Raw genomic sequence first — 19,491 nt, forward strand, 5'->3', positions numbered from 1 at the left:
TGCAATGGCGCATCTGCCATCTTTACCCCAAGGGAGATGTCGTTGACGAAACGGTATTTCAAGTCTGACATGAAACTGCGTAGCGTTGTTCTAACATTGGCAATCTGTGGCACTGCGCTGACGGGGTGCAAGACAACAGATATGATGGGTGCTGGTGCTGGTGAAGTCCTCAACCAGGGCTATGTCGTCGATCAGGAAACGCTGGCGCTGGCGCCGGTTGGATCGAGCCGCGAGCAGGTTCTCCTGTCGCTCGGAACGCCATCGACCACAGCGACCTTCGACAACGAGGTGTTCTACTACATCTCCCAGAAGCGGACGCGGGCCGTGGCTTTCATGAAGCCCAAGCTTGTCGACCAGAGCATCCTGACGGTCTATTTCGACCAGGAAGGCGTCGTCGAGAAGCTGGCGCACTACACGCTGCAAGATGGCAAGGTCTTCGACATGATCTCGCGCACGACGCCGACCGGCGGCCGCGAAATGACCTTCCTCAGCCAGCTGCTTTCGGGCAACGGCATCGGCAAGAGCATGGCAAGATCAATCTTCGCCGACGGAAGCGATGGCGGCAGCAGGGGCCGTTGACAAGCAGCGTTCCATACCCTCAATGCAAAAAACCGCGGAATTAGTTTCCGCGGTTTTTTCATGCGATCGTTGTAAAAATGGGCGGGGCGCGTTCAGCGCCCCGCCATGTGTTTGATTAAGCCAGAACCGCGAGAAGCAGCAAGGCGACGATGTTGGTGATCTTGATCGCCGGGTTGACGGCCGGTCCAGCCGTATCCTTGTAGGGATCGCCGACCGTGTCGCCGGTCACCGACGCCTTGTGCGCATCAGAGCCCTTCATGTGCTTTACACCGTCCTTGTCTATGAAACCGTCTTCGAAGCTCTTCTTGGCATTGTCCCAGGCGCCGCCACCCGACGTCATCGAGATCGCCACGAAAATGCCGTTGACGATCACGCCGAGCAGCGAGGCGCCAAGAGCCGCGAAGGCAGATGCCTTGGAACCCGAAATCAGAAGCACGCCGAAATAGACGACGATCGGCGCCAGGACCGGAAGCAGCGACGGCACGATCATTTCGCGGATCGCAGCCTTGGTCAGCATATCGACCGCGCGACCATAATCCGGGCGATCGGTGCCCGCCATGATGCCCGGTTTTTCGCGGAACTGGCGGCGCACTTCCTCAACGACGGCGCCAGCCGCACGGCCAACGGCCGTCATCGCGATACCGCCGAAGAGATAGGGGATGAGACCGCCGAAGATCAGGCCGGCGACGACATAAGGGTTGGACAGGTCGAACGAGATCGTGCCCACATCCGCATAATACAGATACTTGTCGCCATTGGCAGCGAAGTATTTGAGGTCGTTGGAATAGGCGGCAAACAGGACCAGCGCGCCAAGGCCAGCCGAACCGATGGCATAACCCTTGGTGACGGCCTTCGTTGTATTGCCGACCGCATCGAGCGCGTCGGTTGCCTTGCGCACATCCGGTGGCAGATGCGCCATTTCGGCGATGCCGCCCGCATTGTCGGTTACCGGACCGAAGGCGTCGAGCGCAACGATCATGCCGGCAATGCCGAGCATGGCGGTCACGGCGATGCCGGTCCCGAACAGGCCAGCCAGCTGGTAGGTGGACAGGATGCCGCCGACAATGACGATGGCCGGGAGTGCGGTCGATTCCAGCGAAACGGCAAGCCCCTGGATAACGTTGGTGCCATGGCCACTGACCGAGGCCTGGGCGATCGAATTGACCGGACGTTTGTTGGTGCCGGTATAGTATTCGGTGATCACCACGATCAAGGCCGTTACGACGAGACCAAGGATGCCGCAGATGAACAGGTTGGTGCCGGTGATATCCTTGCCTTCGACGGCGCCGATCGAGCCCCAGCCGATGGTCAGCGACGTTGCCGCCCCAAGACCGATGATCGACAAAAGACCGGTGACGATCAGGCCCTTGTAGAGCGCGCCCATGATCGAGCCGTTCGAGCCGAGCTTGACGAAGAAAGCGCCAATGATCGAGGTGATGATACAGGCGCCGCAGATGGCCAGCGGATAGGCCATGACGACGTCGAGCGTCGGGCTTGCGGCAAAGAAGATTGCGGCCAGCACCATGGTCGCGACGATCGAAACTGCATAAGTCTCGAACAGGTCGGCCGCCATGCCGGCGCAGTCGCCGACATTGTCGCCAACGTTGTCGGCGATGGTTGCCGGGTTGCGTGGGTCATCCTCAGGAATGCCGGCCTCGACCTTGCCGACGAGATCGCCGCCGACATCGGCTCCCTTGGTGAAGATACCGCCGCCGAGACGGGCGAAGATTGAAATCAGCGAAGCGCCAAAGCCAAGCGACACGAGCGCATCGATGACTTCACGCGAGCCCGGCGCCTGGCCCAGACCTGCGGTGAGAACAAGATAATAGATCGCGACACCGAGAAGAGCGAGACCGGCGACCAGCATGCCGGTGATCGCGCCCGACTTGAAGGCAATATCAAGGCCCGCTGCAAGACTGACCGATGAAGCCTGCGCCGTGCGTACATTGGCGCGAACAGAGATGTGCATGCCGATGAAACCGGCCGCACCCGACAGAACTGCCCCGATCAGGAAGCCGATGGCGGACGTTGCAGAAAGAAGGACCCAGACACCGACAAAGACGACGGCGCCGACAAGGGCAATAGTTTTATATTGACGTGTGAGATAGGCCTGCGCCCCCTCGCGTATGAAGCCTGCAATCTCTTGCATGCGGGCATTGCCCTGATCGGCGGCAAGCACCGACCGGGTCGTCCAGATGGCATACACCACCGAAAGCAACCCGCATGCGATAACGCCCAGTAGAATGGTCATTTCGCTCTTTCCTCCGTTAGCCCGCAGCTTACTCCGTCCCACAGGCTTAAAAATCACATTGAGGCCACGCTCCCTCTTCAAGCGCGGCGGCCCATGCGGGGGCAAGAGTGCTGTGACGAATCGGTATCGTCAAGCCCTGCAGAGCGGTCAAAACTGTCTGTTTTGTGAGACTTAGCGGTTTTTCCGGGAACGAACCGGAGGCTTAAGCGGCGGGTTACGGTCAAACCGTCCGCTTTGTCCCGGAATGGATCAAAAATGCCAGAAGTACGAAGCAGGTCAGGGTCACCGGCCACACCGCGGCGTTCAGCATATCCCAGCCATAGGCGGTCAAAACCTTGCCGGAACCAAAAGACGCAAGCGCCACCGCGGTGAACAGGATGATGTCGTGGAAGCCCTGAACCTTGTCGGCCTCATGCGGCCGGTAGCTTGCCGCGACAATGGCGGTCGAGCCGATGAAGCCCAGATTCCAGCCAAGTCCGAGGAGGATGAGCGCACCCCAGAAATTCCAAAGCGCAATACCCTGATGCGCGACGACCGCGCACAGCATGAGGATCAGCAGCCCGACGGCCACCACTTTCTCCGCTCCAAACCGGGTCACGAGCATGCCGGTGAAAAAACTTGGGGCAAACATGGCAAGCACATGCCACTGGATGCCGAGTGTCGCCATATCGGTGGAGAAGCCGCAGCCGACGACCATGGCGATCGGCGCACCGGTCATCAGAAAGGTCATCAGCGCATAGGTGGAGATGCCGCAAATCATGCCGGTCAGGAAACGCTGTGTCAGCACGATTTCGCGGAGCGGCCGGGCGGCGGCGACGGCCTGCGTCGTCTGCGGCGCCCGAAGGTCCGGCAGACGTAGAAACAAGAGGAGAGTGATGGCCGCGAGACAGACCGGCACCAGCGCAATGAACGCGCCGGCAAAGAGCACGGGCGCGAAAGCATCCTTGGTCAGGATGACCAGCTGCGGACCGAGCACCGCGGAGATCATGCCGCCGGCAAGAATCCAGGAGATGGCACGCGGCTTGTAGTGGGTCGGCGAGGCATCAGCCGCCGCAAAACGGATCTTCTGGGCAAAACCGCCGGACATGCCGGCGATGCAAAGCCCGAGCGCAAAGATCCAGAAATCCTGGCGAAACAGCGCAATGGCTGCGACCGCGCCGCCGCAGGCGCCCAACAGCGCACCGACGATGAAGGCGGCCTGCCGTCCAAGCAGGCGCGAGAAAAGTGCGACCAGCACCGCGCCCAGCGCCACACCAATATTGAAACCGGTGAGTGGCGCCGTTGCCAGCGACTTGTCGTCGCCGAGCAACTGGTAACCGGCGACGCCACCAACAGCAAAGGAGATCGGGCCGAGCGTGCCCAGAACCCCTTGGGCGGCTGTCAACAGGTAGACGTTGCGGCGGGCGGCGCGCAGGTCCGGTGTCGTTCCCTGCCCGTTGCCCTGCTGCGCGTCCATCTCGTGATTGCCTTACTTCTTGACGTCCGTGCGGATCTGACGGGCGATCCGATCGAGGATCGCGTTGACGAGCTTGGGTTCCTCGTCCTCGAAGAACGCCTTGGCGATCTCGACATATTCGGTGACGATGACGGCGACGGGCACGTCCTTGCGTTCGACCAGCTCGAACGTGCCGGCGCGCAGGATGGCGCGCACGGTCGAATCGAGCCGCGACAGGGCCCAATCGTCCTGCAGTGCCGTACCGATCAGCGGATCCAGCGAACGCTGGTCGCGAACCACACCGGCGACGATCGACCGGAACCAGGACGCATCCGCCTTCAGGTAGGTTTCGCCGTCAAGTTCCTGGCCAAGCCGATGGGCCTCATATTCAGCGACGATTTCCAGCACACCGGTGCCGCCGATATCCATCTGGTAGAGCGCCTGCACGGCGGCAAGCCTTGCGGCGCCACGTTGGTTTGCCTGCTTGACCGGTGGAGTTGCCGGAGGTGTCGAAGACGTGTCGCTCACTGTTCGCCGCCCAGTTTCATCTTGAGATCGATCATGGTCAGGCAGGCGCGGGCTGCAAAACCGCCCTTGTCGCCTTCGCTCTTCTTCGCACGCGCCCAGGCCTGTGCATCATTCTCAACCGTCAGGATGCCGTTGCCGATGGCAAGGCTCTCGCTGACAGTGAGGTCCATTATGGCACGGCTGGATTCATTGGCAACGATATCGAAATGATAGGTCTCGCCGCGGATAACCATTCCGAGCGCGACGAAGCCGTCATATTCGGTAGCACCATTGTCAGCACCGTCGAGCGCCATGGCGATCGCGGCCGGGATTTCCAGCGCGCCGGGCACCGTCACGATGTCATAGGTCGCGCCGGCCGCGTCGAGGGCCGACTTCGCACCATCCAGCAGAGCATCGGCCATGTCGTCATAGAAGCGCGCTTCCACAATGAGAATATGTGGTGTCGGGTTGTTGGCCATGTGTCACCTGTTTGAAATTTGGGGCCGGACATCTCCGGCACAGGCGGCGGTCAAACCACGACGGCGGCGTAATGGCAAGCTTTTTCGTGAAAGCGGCAGCCTGCCAAGGGTTTTGGGTGAAAAGCGGTGGCGTCTTTACGGCAAATCGTGGACTTTCCGGGTGTGCTTTTCAACTCGGCAGCACATCTATACCATTTCCCGCAAATCGGAGATGTGCATGACCGAAAAACAACGACCGATCGTCAATCCGGAAGACCTCCCGCTCGACCACTGGAGCGAGGGCGGCTTCTTTGAGTCCAGCGATGTCTCGTTCGGCTCTCTGCTCGGCCTGACCAATCTGGGCATCGGCTATGGCGAGGTGCCGCCCGGAAAATCCGGCTGCCCGTTTCACAACCACCACGTCGAGGAAGAGTTGTTTGTGATCCTCGCTGGTGAAGGACAGTACCGGTTCGGGCCAAATCGCTATGCCGTCAAGGCCGGTGATGTGCTCGGCGCACCGGCAGGTGGCCCGGAGACCGCGCATTGCCTGATCAATACCGGCGCGACGCCGCTCAAATACCTGTCGGTCTCAGCCAACGCCAGGACCGAGATCTGCGAATATCCAGATTCCGGCAAGTTTCTCGCCAAGACGCGCGATGCATCCGGAAAACCCCAGTTTCGTTTCATCGGGCGGCCGGATACTGCCGTCGACTATTGGGATGGCGAGCCCGGCATCTGAAAACCCTTCCCTATCCACCTTCCAAACAGCGGAATGAACAGCCTGCATGCACACTGTCCCCACGATTGAAACTGACCGCCTGATCCTTCGCCCCTACCGCCGGGATGATTTTACACCCTACAGCGCTCTTTTCGCCAATCCGGAGGTCACGCGTTTCATCGGTGGGGTGCCCTTTTCACGCGAACAGGCCTGGACGCGGTTTCTGCGGCAGGTCGGCATGTGGCACTATTTCGGGTTTGGGTTCTTTGCGCTCCAGGAAAAGGAAACCGGCAACTTTATCGGCGAAGCCGGCTTTCACGACCTACACCGCGTGATAAGCCCTTCCCTCGAAGGCACAATGGAGACAGGCTGGGCGCTCTCTCCCCAATCCCACGGCCGCGGCCTTGCAACGGAAGCCGTCGGTGCCGCCCTGACCTGGGGCGAGCAGCATTTTCCATCACTGAAAAAACCTGCATCATCGACATTTCCAATCTTGCCTCGCTACGCGTTGCGGCAAAACTGCATTTCCGGGAGGCCAAGCGGACAGTCTATCATGGGGCGCAGGTGGTTCTGTTCGAAAGATAATGAAAAATCTTACCTTCCCTGCTTCAAAAACTTATAGAGCTTGCCAATATTTCCGGTCATTAAGGAGAAGACAGAACACTACAGTCGAATATTCGGGGAATAATATTAAGAAGCAGGATGATGATTTCAGGTAAAACTTTATTGGCTATTGCAGGGATCTTTCTGGCAACGGATGCACTGGCGGTCGATCCGACCGGGATCTATGACGTTACCGGCGTCGTGCGTGGCGCGAGCGGAAGCTATAGCGGTTCCGTCGAGGTGACCAAAACCGGTGAAACATTCGCTGTAAAATGGACGCTTGGGCAGGACGTCGCGAGGGGAATCGGGATCGCCAGCGGCGATGGACCGGATGCTCCGAACCGGTTTGCCATCGCATTCGGGTCTACGCAAAGTTTTGGTATTCTTGACCTGACGCTGCAACCGGATGGTTCGTGGAATGGTCCCTGGGTTTATGTCGGCGGCCAGACTGTTTCCGTCGAGACGTGGACCAGACGCGGCGGCACGAAAAAATCGCCTGATACCAGCAACGAGCAAGCACCTCGTCCCGCCAACAAACCCCTACAGGCGCCTTGAGCTCCCGCCGTCGGCCGTTCAACGCCGGGCGCGCAGAATCCGCTTCCAGATCGTCCCGCCCAGAAACTTGTTGAAGACAACGAAATAGGCAACGATCAGGGCAAAGAACAACAGTGCTGGGCCGCCTTCCAGATTAAAACCATCCTCGGTCTTGCCACCGAAAACCATAGCAACGATGTAGCCAAGAACGAAAAAAGCGGTCAGGAAATCGAGGATCGCCGCCAGCACGATGCGCCAGGTTGACGGTCCCTTTTCAGCCGGTGCATCGGTCATCGCCTATTCTCCATTCTTTTAACTGCAACACATATACAGGTTCTCATCGCTCCAGCAACGGCCGACAGTCCTTGCCCTACAGTTTTGATGCCGGAAACTCCGCCAGCCGCGCGGCATAGCGCGCCATGGTGTCGACCTCGAAATTGACGAAGTCGCCGGCCTTGCGCTGTCCCCAGGTTGTGACTTCGAGCGAATGACGGATCAAGAGCACGTCGAAATCCGTATCGTTGACGGCATTGACGGTCAACGACGTCCCGTCCAGCGCGACCGAACCTTTCGGCGCCACGAATTTCGCCAGGTGCTCGGGGGCGCGCAGGCGGAAACGGGTGGCCTCACCCTCGGCCTCGACCGAGAGGATTTCCGCCTTGCCGTCGACATGGCCCGATACGAGATGGCCGCCGAGTTCATCGCCGATCTTGAGCGAGCGCTCCAGATTGATCTTCTGGCCCCCTTCCATCCGGAAATCGTCGTCAGCCGGAGCGCCTCCTCCCAGGCTTCCACTTCGAACCAGCGCTGGTTCGAGCCGTCTTCCGGCAGGGTCGTTACCGTCAGGCAGACGCCGGAGCAGGCGATCGAGGCGCCGATGTCGATGCCCTTGGGGTCATAGGCCGTGGCGATCCGCAGCTTGACGCCTTCATCAAGCGGGGTCAGTGCTTCGACAGTGCCGATATCGGTGATAATGCCGGTGAACATCAGATGTCTCTTTCGTAATTCTCGCAAATATCCGCGCCAAATTGGTGCGTTTCCACCGGTCTGAAGCCGGCGGGGATGGACTGCGGATCAAATGGGGATGCGATGCCGCCTTCGCCAAGGGTGCCCGGCCCGCGAAACAGCAAGATCTGATCGACAAGCCCCGCGTTTAGGAAGGAACGTGCCGTTTTTGCGCCACCCTCGACCACCAGCGAGGATATCCCACGCGAGGCGAGCGCCGTCAGAAGATCGTCCAGCCGGGTGGAATCGCAAGTCAGGATTTCGACGCCGGCTGCTTCGAGGGCTTCACCGCGGGCGTCGAGACCGTCTTCGGTCGTTGCCGCTAGATCCGCAATAACGATGACAGGCACTTCACGCGCGGTCATGACCAGCTTCGAATTCAGCGGCAGTTCCAGCCTGCGATCGAGCACGATGCGAATCGGGGATTGGTTTTCCAGATCCTCCAGCCGGCAGGTGAGTTCCGGGTCGTCGGCAATCGCCGTTCCGATGCCGACGAGGATAGCGTCGGTGCGGGCGCGCAGGCGGTGAACCTCTTCGCGTGCTTCGGGCCCAGTGATCCGTACCTGCCCTATACCGTGAAGGCCGATCATTCCATCGGCAGAAACCGCCAGCTTTAGAGTCACATGCGGCCGCTTGCTGCGCTTGCGCATCAGATAGGCTTCCTGTGCCCGCTCCCCTCGCCCGACAAAACACCGAGCGTCACGGCAATCCCCGCTTCGCGCAGGAGCGCCACGCCGCTGCCCGATACCCGCTCGTCCGGATCCATGACGGAAATCACGACACGGCCGATGCCGGAGGCAATCAGCGCATCGGTGCAGGGTGGCGTCTTGCCGTGGTGGGAGCATGGCTCAAGCGTCACATAGGCGGTGGCGCCCTTTGCCTTGTCGCCTGCGTTCTTGAGAGCCTGCGTCTCGGCATGCGGCCGCCCGCTGATCGCCGTCACGGCACTGCCGACAATGACAGGACCGTCGCCATCGTCGCGCACGATCACGCAGCCGACGGAGGGATTGGTGGAGGTCTGGCCGACATGCAGATAGGACAGGCGGATCGCCTCTTCCATGAAGCGCACATCCTCGTCACGCCGGTCATGGTCCCTCTGGTCATGGGCCGTCATGTCAGACGCCCGGGTCGCGCGCGATCTTGGCGCTGATCTCCGCGATCACCTTCTCGAAATCCTCGGCATGGGAGAACTCGCGGTAGACGGAAGCATAGCGCACGAAGGCGACGTCATCGAGCCCCTTCAAGGCTTCCAGCACCTGAAGGCCGATTTCTTCCGATGGGATTTCCGTTTCGCCCGAGCTTTCCAGACGCCGGACGATGCCGGAGACGGCGCGCTCGATACGGTCGCGTTCGACGGGCCGCTTGCGCAGCGCGATCTCGAACGATCGCGACAGCTTGTCGCGATCGAACGGAACCTTGCGGCCAGTCTTCTTCATAATCATCAGTTCGCGCAACTGCACCCGCTCGAAGGTCGTGAAGCGGCCACCGCAATCCGGGCAGATGCGCCGGCGACGGATGGAGGAGCCGTCCTCTGCCGGACGGCTATCCTTCACCTGGCTGTCTTCGGAACTGCAATAGGGGCAGCGCATGCGCGATCCTGACTATGGGCCTGAGACTAGAGGTATGGATACATCGGGAAGCGATCTGTCAGCTTGACGACCTTTTCACGAACGCCAGCCTCGACCACGGCATTGCCTTCGTCGGAGTTGGCAACCTTCAGGCCGTCGAGAACTTCGACGATCAGATTGCCGATCTCGCGGAATTCCGCTTCCTTGAAGCCGCGCGTCGTGCCGGCCGGCGTGCCGAGACGGACGCCCGAGGTGACAAAGGGCTTTTCCGGGTCGAATGGGATGCCGTTCTTGTTGCAGGTGATGTAGGCGCGACCAAGGGCGGCTTCGGCGCGCTTGCCGGTGGCGTTCTTCTTGCGCAGGTCGACCAGCATCAGGTGGTTGTCGGTGCCGCCGGAGACGATATCGAGTCCGCCGGCCACAAGCGTTTCCGACAGGGCCTTGGCGTTCTTGACGATCTGGGCTGCGTAATCCTGGAATTCCGGCTTCAGCGCTTCACCGAAGGCCACAGCCTTAGCGGCGATGACGTGCATCAGCGGGCCGCCCTGGAGGCCGGGGAATACGGCCGAGTTGAACTTCTTCGCCAGATCCTCGTCGTTGGTGAGGATCATGCCGCCGCGCGGGCCGCGCAGCGATTTATGCGTCGTTGTGGTCGCGACGTGGCAATGCGGGAACGGCGACGGATGCTGATTGCCGGCAACGAGGCCTGCAATGTGGGCCATGTCGACCATCAGCCACGCGCCGACTTCATCGGCGATCTCGCGGAAGCGCTTCCAGTCCCAGATGCGGGAATAGGCGGTGCCACCGGCGATGATCAGCTTGGGCTTGTGCTTGCGGGCGCTCTCGGCAACCGCATCCATGTCGAGCAGGTTGTCGCCTTCGCGTACGCCATAGGACACGACGTTGAACCACTTGCCGGACATGTTGACCGGCGAACCGTGGGTCAGGTGACCGCCGGAATTGAGATCGAGGCCCATGAAGGTGTCGCCCGGCTGCAACAGCGCGAGGAACACGGCCTGGTTCATCTGCGAACCGGAATTCGGCTGAACGTTGGCGAAGTTGACGCCGAACAGCTTCTTGGCGCGTTCGATGGCGAGTTCTTCGGCGATGTCGACGAACTGGCAGCCACCATAATAACGCTTGCCCGGATAGCCCTCGGCATATTTGTTGGTCATGATCGAGCCCTGCGCTTCGAGCACGGCGCGCGACACGATGTTTTCAGAAGCGATCAACTCAATCTCGTGGCGTTGGCGGCCAAGCTCCTTCTCGATCGCACCAAAGATATCCGGATCGCTGTCGGCAAGCGAGCGGCTGAAGAAAACGTCATTGGCGGCGGCGGAAAGGCTCATATTTGAAGCTCCTCAAGGACTGTGGCACGGTGTTTATCGTCCTCGCATGGCAAGGGCAATACACGCTGTGCGATTTGCGCCATTTCCCACACCTGCCGCGCCTGTCAAAAATGCCGCAGGCATAGGAAAAGGCCGCCCACCTGGCAGGATGGACGGCCTTTCCACAAAATTCAGATTTGTCTTATTGCGGCAGGAAGTCCTGCTCGACCGAACTGGCCGCCTGCTCGACGCCAGTGGTCGTCTGCAGCGCCAGCTGCTGTTCGCCGTCCATCTGGTAAATGTCGTCGCGGAACTGCACGACGCCATCCTTGGCTGCCCAGGCGGTGATGTATTTGAAATAGACCGGCACTTCAACGGCAAGCTTGATCGGCGAGTTCTGGCCCGCGCGGATCGTCGCCTCGATCTGTTGACGCGACCAGCCGGGCGTATCGCGCAGCAACCACGTCGTCAGGTCACGCACGTTCTGAACACGGACACAGCCCGAACTCTCGAAGCGGGCAAGCTTGTTGAACAGGCCCTGCTGCGGCGTGTCGTGCATATATTCGTTGTGTTCGTTGTGGAAGTTGATCTTGGTCGAGGCCATGGCATTAGTCTTGCCCGGATCCTGACGGAAGGTGAGGTTCGGTGCCTTCTCGGCATTCCAGTCGATCGTCTCAGGCGCAACCTCGTTGCCCTGCCCGTCGATCAGGCGGATCGAATTCTTCTTCAGATATTCCGGATCCTTGCGCATCAAAGGCACGATGTCCTTTTCGACGATCGAACGCGGAGAGGTCCAGTAGGGGTTGAGAATGACCTCGTAGATCTTCGAATTGATGATGTGGGTCGGACGGCTGATGCGGCCAACGACTGCAGTGTGACGGGTCGCGACACGGCCGTTTTCGACCGCTTCGATATAGGCCGCCGGAATATTGACCATGACGTAGCGGCTGCCGAGATCGCCGGACATCGACTGAAGGCGGACGATATTGGTGTTCAACTGCTGCAGGCGCACATCGGCGGGAATGTTCAGCGCCTTCATCGAATATTCACCGAGAACGCCGTCGGACGGCAGGCCGTGGCGGGCCTGGAAGCGCTTGACCGCGCCATCGACATAGCTGTCGAACGCATTCGAGATACCGGCCGAACGCGGCAGATCGCCGACGATCATCAGGCGCTGGCGCAAGGCCTGAACAGCAGGATCGGAAACGCCCATCTCGAGACGGACGGACGGATTGACCTGCGGCCAGCCACCGGCGGAGGCGATCTGCTGATACTGACCAATCGCATTCTGCGTATTGGCCAGCGTGTCCGGGCCAAAGATCGGGTTATTGGAAACGACGGCTGTCGCGGAGCGTGAAGCCTTGGCGTCGAACTGGTCATCCCAGACCCCACGGCGCGGGGCATTGATGATTTCGTCGAGCGCGGTCTGGGCCATGGCGTTGCCGGCAACCGCAGCAGCACCAATCGTTGCGGCGGAGCGCAGGAAAGCCCGGCGCGAGAAAGCATCAATTCCGTTTTTCTTCGACATAGTCCTACCATCCAATATTGCGGCGTATCCCGGCCTAAGCCGTTACCATAAATATGGTTAAGAAACGCAAACCAAAGCTGCCTGCCACATTCACGATCGCTTGAGCGGTCGCTCGGAGGCGCAAAACATCGGCCCCGCATCGACAAAGCGTCTACTTTTTCACCTCTGTCGCTCTCACAGCAATATGGCCGATTCGTGTCGCCAGCAGACGGGACCCACGCGTGACCGCCGTCGCCCGCTTTCTTGCGGTTTTTCAGCCACATGACACGACAAAGCCGGACGTGGGAACACGTCCGGCTTTTGACTGGAGATGAGGACGCTTTAAGCGCTTACAGGCGGTACATAATGCTGTCGTTCCAGAAGCGGTCGAGGCGCTGCAGAAGCTTGTTCATCTGGCCGAATTCGTCGGTGCCGATGCCGCCGACCTTCTGGATGGAGCCGATGTGACGCTCGTAGAGCTTGGCAACGGTTTCGGCGATCTGCTGGCCATCGTCCGTCAGGCTGATGCGGACCGAACGACGGTCGATGCGCGAGCGCTGATGGTTGATGAAGCCGAGATCAACCAGCTTTTTAACATTGTAGGATACGTTGGAGCCGAGATAGTAGCCGCGCGAGCGCAGTTCACCAGCGGTCAGTTCGGAATTGCCGATATTGAAGAGGAGAAGTGCCTGGACGGCGTTGACGTCGGAGCGACCGGACCGGTCGAATTCGTCCTTGATGACATCGAGGAGACGGCGGTGAAGACGCTCGACGAGGTGGAGCGATTCCATGTAGAGCGAACGGATCGCATCTTCGTGGGGATCTTTAGGGGCGACGACCTGTGGCTTCATTTTCGTGTTCATGATGACTGCCTCACTGTTTTGTTTGGCGGTGTATGTAGCTCTTCCCGCCTTGAGGTAGACACTATCGAATATGTATAAAATTCGACTTAAACTACAGCCTTAACAGCGCCTTACTATCCACAGCCCTTGTGTCAGGGTAAATCAATTCTTGCAGCCTTGGCCTGTTTGGCCCGCTGATAGGCAATGGCACTGCGGAAAATCACGAAGGTGACAGCCACTGTGAGATGGAGCAGAAGCAGTCCCGGCCGCACGCCAAAGATCTGTGGATAGACCTCGAACATGGTGATCTCGGCAACCGCGGCAACGACCCACAGCACCGGCCCCCAGGAAACCAAGAGCCACAATCCGAGCGCCGCCACGAGATAGACCACGGCAAGCGTCGTCGCCGCCACGCGCCACGACAGCGGCAGCAGGTCGAAACGCCCCTCGCCCTCCATCGAAAAACCGATGAGCATTGCCCAGTAGCTGAGGCCAAACCAGAAGCAGGAAACGGACACAAGGCGCAGGAACAATCCGAAGATTGTTTCCGCCAGCGATGGTTTTGGTACATGAACAGAATCAGCAGCCATGTCGCAGAAGATACGTATCGCTATGGCGCTTAGCCAGACGCTTGTTCCACACAGGTGTTTTGCGATGCAACCAAACGGCGGAAAATCAGTTTATGACCGGAAGTGTCTCACAACTGCGACACTTCAAGCGGGCAATTGCTGTCGGCATCTTTTCCGATGCCCTGGCGCGATTAAGCCGTGCCCGAAAAGGGAAACAGCCATGGAATATCAGCGACCATTCCGCGCGATTGCGACGGAACACGGTGAAATACTCATCCTCGACGCCAATGCAAGGGTCGTCACCGATTTCCGCGCAGCGGCACGATAGATGAAGACCTGCAACGAGCGAACGCGATTGCGGCGGTTGATGTCGAGGATTTTTCAGATGACTGATGCAAAAGCAAAAATGTGGAGCGGCTTTGACAAGCGCGGCCATCGCGGAACCAGACCCAGCGTGATGCGTTTTCCTTCGATAATAAAGGTCGAATGGAGACAATCATGAACGATAATCGCGAAACCCAGGCCGATCATAAGCGGCAGGATCAGTCGCCGGCGGTGCAATCCCTGAAACAGGAGAAGGCCGCAACCAAGACGCTCTCCCTGATGAGGAACTGGAGAAAGGCTTGAAAGATAGCTTTCCGGCAAGCGACCCGGTTTCTGTGACCAGCCCTTCAGTCCCGACGGGCCGCATCGACCCGGATGACCAGAAGCAATAATTGACATTACCGTTGGCGGCCGTGTTTTTCACAATGAAACACGGCTGGATAGCCATTTTATCCAAATCTCTTTTTTCGCCGAAATCCTTGTTGGATCGATGACGTGCAAACGTGACGCATCGGCGTCTGTTTTCCTGTGGCAACACGCGTGATACACCGCTCACCACAATGGTTTCCACGAAAGACGAGCATAATGACCGACAAGACCAACGTCGTTGACCTCATCACCGGCCATCGCCGCATGCGACGCAACCGCAAGGCGGACTGGACACGGCGCTTGGTGCAGGAAAATCGCCTGACGGTGGACGACCTGATCTGGCCAATCTTCATCGTTCCGGGGTCTGGCATCATCGAACCGATTACGGCCATGCCCGGCGTCAACCGCATGAGTATTGACAAGGCGGTGGAGGCGGCCCGCGAAGCGGCCGATCTCGGCATCCCGGCGCTGGCGACCTTCCCCAACATCGATATGATCTTGCGTGATGAGACGGGATCTCACAGTCTTGCTGCCGACAACCTGATCAATGAAACCACACGCGCCATCAAGAAAGCAGTGCCTGGTATCGGCATTATCACAGATGTGGCTCTTGATCCTTTCACCAGCCACGGCCATGACGGCATTCTTAGAGACGGCGAAATCGTCAACGACGAGACGGTCGCGCAGATCGCCAAGGCAGCCGTCCTGCAGGCCGAGGCGGGTGCCGACATCATCGCGCCTTCCGATATGATGGACGGTCGCATCGGTGCCATCCGTCAGGCACTCGATGCAAGCGGCCACCAGTCCGTCGGCATCATGTCCTATGCGACGAAATTCGCGTCTGCCTTCTACGGCCCCTATCGTGAGGCGATCAATACCGGCGGACTTTTGAAGGGCGACAAGAAGACCTATTACATCGATCCGGCAAACGGCACCGAGGCGCTTCGCGATGCAGCCCTTGATGTCGAGGAGGGCGCCGACATGCTGATGGTCAAGCCCGGCTTGCCCTATCTCGATATCTGCTGGCGCATGAAGCAGGAATTCGGCCTGCCGGTCTTTGCCTATCAGGTCTCGGGCGAATACACCCAGATCAAGGCCGCCGCCATGAATGGCTGGATCGATGGCGAGCGTGTGATGCTGGAAACCCTGCTCGCCTTCAAGCGCGCCGGCTGCGACGGCATATTGAGCTACTTCGCCATCGATGTGGCGCGCCTTCTCTCGAAGCGATAGGGCGGCCGGTGGTATCTTCCTCCGACGACGCGACGCTGAATTTCTACGCGCTAAGGGCGGAAGCTTATGCGGCCAAGACAGCGGATACGCCGGCAGACGGTCTGGATGGTTTTCTCGATGCGCTCCAAGCCGGCGCCCTTATTCTGGAACTCGGTTGCGGCAGCGGTCGCGATAGCGCGCATATGCTGTCGCGTGGCTTTGACGTGGCGCCCACGGATGGTTCACCGGAGATGGCGGCGCTCGCCGAGCAAAGGCTCGGCCGGCCGGTCGCCATCCTGCCCTTCGATCAATTGACCGCCGTCAATCTCTATGACGGGATTTGGGCGAATGCCTGCCTGCTGCATGTGCCGCGACCGGCGCTTTCCGGCATCCTCACTCGTATCCGACCAGCTCTAAAGGCCGGAGGGTTGTTCCGGGCCAGCTTAAAGGCAGGTGACCTAGAAGGCCGCGACCGGTTCGATCGATACTACAATTATCCATCAGAATGCTGGCTGCGCGACTGCTATGAGGCTGCCGGCTGGACGACAATCCGGATCGAGACACGCGACGGTGGCGGGTATGACGGGGAGCCGACCCTCTGGCTCCGGGTCCATGCTGTCGCTTGAGATGGCGCCGTCGAGCGCCCGCCATTGTTTTTTCCGCTGATCAATCCCATATCCGTTTTCAGACAATTGGAGACAAGGCGATGAGCGTGCAAGACGAAAACCTGAGAACCCCTTCCTCCGACTGGCGGGCCTATCAAGGGGTCTTGTCGCGCCGGGTGTTTGCCTTTGTTCTCGACTACCTGATCGTGGCGCTGCTCTGGGTGCCTGCCGCCGTCGTCGTCTTCTTCCTTGGCATCCTGACCTTTGGTCTCGGCTTCCTGCTCTATCCCGTGCTTTTCGCCGCTGTCGCCATGCTGTATTTCGGCGTGACCGTTGGCGGTCGCAATCAGGCTTCACCTGGCATGAACATGATGGGCCTAGCGATCGCCCGCACCGACGGACGGCCGATGGATTTCCTGACGGCGATCGTGCATCTCGTGATCTTCTGGATCGCCAATGCCCTTCTGACCCCGCTGATTCTGCTGATCGGTCTCTTCACGGACCGCGGCCGCCTGCTGCACGACCTGCTGATCGGTACCGTCACCGTCCGACGCGACCGTTATTGAGGTCGCACGGGTAGCAAAGGCCATCATCCCCAGAATTCGTGAGGCCTGAGTTCCGGTTTTCGCGCTTTACCGGCTTTCGCACCTGCGGGAGCCGGTTGACCTTTTCATTCTTTCGCCATGCTAGTTCGATCCGCAGCGGAATGAAGAGCGACCCCCGCGACCTATGAACACGCAAACTGCACCGTCTCCCCAATTCTACCTGACCGCGCCCTCGGCATGCCCGTATCTGCCGGACGAGATGGAGCGGAAAGTCTTCACCCATATGGTGGGTGAGCGGGCACCTGAACTCAACGATCTCCTGACCCAGGGCGGTTTCCGGCGCTCCCAGAACATTGCCTATCGTCCGGCCTGCGAGACCTGCCGTTCCTGCATCTCGGTGCGCATCATCGTGGGGAGTTCAAGCCGACCCGTTCGATGCGACGCATCATGGCGCAGAACGGCGATGTGGTTGCGACGGAATATCCGGCAGAACCATCCAGCGAACAATACAGTCTTTTTCGGCGCTATCTCGACAGCCGCCACCAGCGCGGCGGCATGTCGGACATGTCCGTCCTCGATTACGCGATGATGGTCGAGGACACCCACGTTAACACGCGCATCATCGAATATCGGCTACGCGCCGAGGGCGACGGCCTTGCGGAGAAAGGCAAGGGACCACTGATCGCTGCGGCCTTGACCGACAAGATGGGCGACGGCCTGTCGATGGTCTACTCCTACTTCGACCCTGCCCATGCGGATCGCTCGCTCGGCAGCTACATGATCCTCGATCATATTCGCAAAGCGCAAGCGCGTGGCCTACCACACGTCTATCTCGGCTACTGGGTCAAGGGATCGCGCAAAATGGACTATAAAACAAAGTTTTTGCCGCAGGAGCACCTTATGGCGCGCGGCTGGGAACGTTATGCTGGGCTTGAGGAAACATCCCCAGAATCGGAATAATCTTGTCCCTTCCCGTTGATGCCGCCCACCACCGCCGCGGTCTTACCATAACCGGCATAGGCGGGCTTGCCCTGTCGTTCGATATTCCCTTGATCCGTGCATCCGATGGCGAAGTCTGGTCGCTTCTGGCCGTCCGCAGTTTCTGCACATTTCTGGTCGCGCTGGTTGCCTGGTTCGTACTTAACCGCCTGATGAAACGACAGATCGCGCTAATCCCCGGCAAGGCCGGATTGTTGGCCGGCATCTTCTACGGCCTCGGCAGCTTCACCTTCCTCCTGTCGGTCTTCAACACGGCCACGGCCAACGTCGTCTTCATCGTCGCCTTCACCTCGATGTTCGCAGCCGTGCTATCCTGGGTTTTTCTCAAGGAGCGTCCGTCAAATGCGACGCTGGTGACCATGGCCGTCATGGTCTTCGGCGTCGGGCTGATCGTTCAGGACGGACTAAAAGCGGCAATTTCTTCGGCGACGCCATGGCCGTCGCATCGGCGCTGCTGCTTGCCTGCGCCATCACCGTCAGCCGCGCCAGCGGCAAGGACATGGGGCTGGTGCCGCTGGCAACCGCGATTTTCCCCTGCGTCATCGGCTATCTGCTTTCGCCGGCCGAGGGTATCACCATTGCCGAGCCTCTCTGGATCATCTTCGACGGCACGATCATGATCCCGCTGGCCTTCTTCTGCCTTGCCACCGGCCCGCGCTATCTCTCGGCGCCTGAAGTCGGCATGTTCTACCTGCTCGAAACCATCCTCGCCCCGATCTGGGTCTGGATCGCCTTCAACGAAACCCCGACCATGCAGACGCTGTTGGGTGGCGCGGTGCTGATTTTGGCGCTGGTCGGGCATTCGCTCTGGCAGATGCGGCAGAGGGCAGCACAGGTCATCGTTCCGCCGCTGCATTGAAGCGCCGTTGTCGAAGCGGGAGATCGATGTTATAATCACGTTATAACATCGGAGCATTTCCCATGAACGTTACCATTCGCAAAATCGGCAATTCCGAAGGCATCATCATTCCCAAAGAAGTCCTCGACCGTCTCGGCTTGAAGACCGGGGACCAGATGGAAATCACCACTGAGAATGGTCAGCTGCAAATGAAGCCGCTCGATGAGGCATTTGCGCGACAACTTGAGCACGCCAATCGCTTCATGGACAAGTACAAGGTCGCATTGAAGAAACTCGCCGAATGACAGACTTCATTTTCCTCGAACGACCGCTCATCGAAGCTCTTCAAATGGTACAGATCGAGCGGTTTGGCGGAGCGCATGGCCTGCGAGATGAAGGCGCGTTGGAATCAGCACTCGCCCGCCCGATCAACAAGGCCCAGTATGGATGCGACAATGTCGTCGAACTGGCCGCGGCTTATCTGTTGGGACTCGCCATGAACCATGCGTTCATCGATGGCAACAAACGTATAGCGATTGTGGCCGCAGGCGTTTTCCTGATGGAAAATGGCTACGAAATTGAAACGACCGACAGCCGGTTGTTCAGTTTCGTTCTCTCAGTGGCAGCAGGCGAAATAGATGAAGCTGGCGCCGCACGCTTTCTGGGTGACTTTGTGGTTCCGCTCGGGCCGAGCTGAC

Annotated in this window: 19 protein-coding genes and 5 pseudogenes; 12 read left to right on the forward strand and 12 right to left on the reverse strand. The window is 59.5% G+C overall.

Features of this window, described 5'->3' with window-relative positions; all coding sequences use genetic code 11:
• Nucleotides 1–36: 36 nt before the first annotated feature.
• Nucleotides 37–579, forward strand: coding sequence for an outer membrane protein assembly factor BamE (locus P6U16_RS03395; RefSeq protein ID WP_277702607.1), 543 nt, complete (start codon nucleotides 37–39; stop codon nucleotides 577–579).
• A 115-nt stretch (nucleotides 580–694) separates the two neighbouring features.
• On the opposite strand, the gene P6U16_RS03400 is transcribed toward P6U16_RS03395, so the two are convergent.
• From P6U16_RS03400 to ribH, 4 genes are all read right to left on the reverse strand, one after another.
• On the reverse strand, nucleotides 695–2,830 hold the full coding sequence (locus tag P6U16_RS03400) for a sodium-translocating pyrophosphatase (RefSeq protein WP_277702608.1): 2,136 nt from the start codon (nucleotides 2,828–2,830) through the stop codon (nucleotides 695–697).
• 220 nt (nucleotides 2,831–3,050) lie between these two features.
• On the reverse strand, nucleotides 3,051–4,286 hold the full coding sequence (locus P6U16_RS03405) for an MFS transporter (protein WP_277702609.1): 1,236 nt from the start codon (nucleotides 4,284–4,286) through the stop codon (nucleotides 3,051–3,053).
• Between the two features lie 12 nt (nucleotides 4,287–4,298).
• Entirely contained in the window at nucleotides 4,299–4,793 is a 495-nt protein-coding gene (gene nusB, locus P6U16_RS03410; protein WP_277702610.1) for a transcription antitermination factor NusB, read from the reverse strand.
• Nucleotides 4,790–5,251 (reverse strand): 6,7-dimethyl-8-ribityllumazine synthase, encoded by a 462-nt coding sequence (gene ribH / locus P6U16_RS03415; protein WP_277702611.1) that lies wholly within the window; start codon nucleotides 5,249–5,251, stop codon nucleotides 4,790–4,792. The genes nusB and ribH overlap by 4 nt, the downstream gene beginning before the upstream one ends.
• Nucleotides 5,252–5,468: 217 nt before the next feature.
• Between ribH and P6U16_RS03420 the strand changes: the two genes are divergently transcribed.
• From P6U16_RS03420 to P6U16_RS03430, 3 genes and pseudogenes are all read left to right on the forward strand, one after another.
• On the forward strand, nucleotides 5,469–5,969 hold the full coding sequence (locus P6U16_RS03420; protein ID WP_277702612.1) for a cupin domain-containing protein: 501 nt from the start codon (nucleotides 5,469–5,471) through the stop codon (nucleotides 5,967–5,969).
• A gap of 46 nt (nucleotides 5,970–6,015) precedes the next feature.
• Nucleotides 6,016–6,533: pseudogene (locus tag P6U16_RS03425) on the forward strand (GNAT family N-acetyltransferase).
• A 117-nt stretch (nucleotides 6,534–6,650) separates the two neighbouring features.
• Complete coding sequence (locus P6U16_RS03430; RefSeq protein ID WP_277702614.1) at nucleotides 6,651–7,106, forward strand: hypothetical protein; 456 nt, start codon at nucleotides 6,651–6,653, stop codon at nucleotides 7,104–7,106.
• A gap of 18 nt (nucleotides 7,107–7,124) precedes the next feature.
• Here the strand turns inward: P6U16_RS03430 and P6U16_RS03435 are convergent, their stop codons facing one another.
• From P6U16_RS03435 to P6U16_RS03470, 8 genes and pseudogenes are all read right to left on the reverse strand, one after another.
• Nucleotides 7,125–7,379, reverse strand: a complete 255-nt coding sequence (locus P6U16_RS03435) for a hypothetical protein (RefSeq protein ID WP_277702615.1) — start codon at nucleotides 7,377–7,379, stop codon at nucleotides 7,125–7,127.
• A 76-nt stretch (nucleotides 7,380–7,455) separates the two neighbouring features.
• Nucleotides 7,456–8,072 (reverse strand): annotated as a pseudogene (locus tag P6U16_RS03440) (riboflavin synthase).
• Nucleotides 8,072–9,204: pseudogene (gene ribD, locus P6U16_RS03445) on the reverse strand (bifunctional diaminohydroxyphosphoribosylaminopyrimidine deaminase/5-amino-6-(5-phosphoribosylamino)uracil reductase RibD). The pseudogenes P6U16_RS03440 and ribD overlap by 1 nt, the downstream one beginning before the upstream one ends.
• Nucleotide 9,205: 1 nt before the next feature.
• Nucleotides 9,206–9,679: a transcriptional regulator NrdR gene (nrdR, locus tag P6U16_RS03450; RefSeq protein WP_071831262.1), complete on the reverse strand. Its 474-nt coding sequence runs from the start codon at nucleotides 9,677–9,679 to the stop codon at nucleotides 9,206–9,208.
• Between the two features lie 26 nt (nucleotides 9,680–9,705).
• On the reverse strand, nucleotides 9,706–11,007 hold the full coding sequence (gene glyA / locus P6U16_RS03455; protein ID WP_277702616.1) for a serine hydroxymethyltransferase: 1,302 nt from the start codon (nucleotides 11,005–11,007) through the stop codon (nucleotides 9,706–9,708).
• A 181-nt stretch (nucleotides 11,008–11,188) separates the two neighbouring features.
• Complete coding sequence (locus tag P6U16_RS03460) at nucleotides 11,189–12,514, reverse strand: L,D-transpeptidase family protein (protein ID WP_277702617.1); 1,326 nt, start codon at nucleotides 12,512–12,514, stop codon at nucleotides 11,189–11,191.
• A gap of 329 nt (nucleotides 12,515–12,843) precedes the next feature.
• The gene (locus P6U16_RS03465) at nucleotides 12,844–13,356 is read right to left on the reverse strand and encodes a MarR family winged helix-turn-helix transcriptional regulator (protein ID WP_277702618.1); all 513 of its coding nucleotides are present in this window, start codon (nucleotides 13,354–13,356) and stop codon (nucleotides 12,844–12,846) included.
• A gap of 131 nt (nucleotides 13,357–13,487) precedes the next feature.
• Nucleotides 13,488–13,925 carry a DUF6163 family protein gene (locus P6U16_RS03470; protein ID WP_277702619.1) on the reverse strand — a complete coding sequence of 146 codons (438 nt, stop codon included), beginning with the start codon at nucleotides 13,923–13,925 and terminating at the stop codon, nucleotides 13,488–13,490.
• 477 nt (nucleotides 13,926–14,402) lie between these two features.
• Between P6U16_RS03470 and P6U16_RS03475 the strand changes: the two genes are divergently transcribed.
• The 8 genes and pseudogenes from P6U16_RS03475 to P6U16_RS03510 all read left to right on the forward strand — a co-directional run bounded on the left by P6U16_RS03475 (nucleotide 14,403) and on the right by P6U16_RS03510 (nucleotide 19,490).
• Nucleotides 14,403–14,531 (forward strand): hypothetical protein, encoded by a 129-nt coding sequence (locus tag P6U16_RS03475; protein ID WP_277702620.1) that lies wholly within the window; start codon nucleotides 14,403–14,405, stop codon nucleotides 14,529–14,531.
• A gap of 282 nt (nucleotides 14,532–14,813) precedes the next feature.
• Complete coding sequence (hemB, locus tag P6U16_RS03480; protein ID WP_277702621.1) at nucleotides 14,814–15,827, forward strand: porphobilinogen synthase; 1,014 nt, start codon at nucleotides 14,814–14,816, stop codon at nucleotides 15,825–15,827.
• 8 nt (nucleotides 15,828–15,835) lie between these two features.
• On the forward strand, nucleotides 15,836–16,432 hold the full coding sequence (locus P6U16_RS03485) for a class I SAM-dependent methyltransferase (RefSeq protein ID WP_277702622.1): 597 nt from the start codon (nucleotides 15,836–15,838) through the stop codon (nucleotides 16,430–16,432).
• A gap of 80 nt (nucleotides 16,433–16,512) precedes the next feature.
• On the forward strand, nucleotides 16,513–16,977 hold the full coding sequence (locus tag P6U16_RS03490; RefSeq protein ID WP_277702623.1) for an RDD family protein: 465 nt from the start codon (nucleotides 16,513–16,515) through the stop codon (nucleotides 16,975–16,977).
• 163 nt (nucleotides 16,978–17,140) lie between these two features.
• Nucleotides 17,141–17,916, forward strand: a pseudogene (locus P6U16_RS03495) (arginyltransferase).
• A gap of 2 nt (nucleotides 17,917–17,918) precedes the next feature.
• Nucleotides 17,919–18,814 (forward strand): annotated as a pseudogene (locus P6U16_RS03500) (DMT family transporter).
• A gap of 62 nt (nucleotides 18,815–18,876) precedes the next feature.
• On the forward strand, nucleotides 18,877–19,098 hold the full coding sequence (locus tag P6U16_RS03505) for an AbrB/MazE/SpoVT family DNA-binding domain-containing protein (RefSeq protein ID WP_277702624.1): 222 nt from the start codon (nucleotides 18,877–18,879) through the stop codon (nucleotides 19,096–19,098).
• On the forward strand, nucleotides 19,095–19,490 hold the full coding sequence (locus P6U16_RS03510; RefSeq protein ID WP_277702625.1) for a type II toxin-antitoxin system death-on-curing family toxin: 396 nt from the start codon (nucleotides 19,095–19,097) through the stop codon (nucleotides 19,488–19,490). Before P6U16_RS03505 ends, P6U16_RS03510 begins: the two co-directional genes overlap by 4 nt.
• Nucleotide 19,491: the final 1 nt, after the last annotated feature.

The organism is Rhizobium sp. 32-5/1 (genome assembly GCF_029537235.1).
Classification (GTDB): domain Bacteria; phylum Pseudomonadota; class Alphaproteobacteria; order Rhizobiales; family Rhizobiaceae; genus Pararhizobium.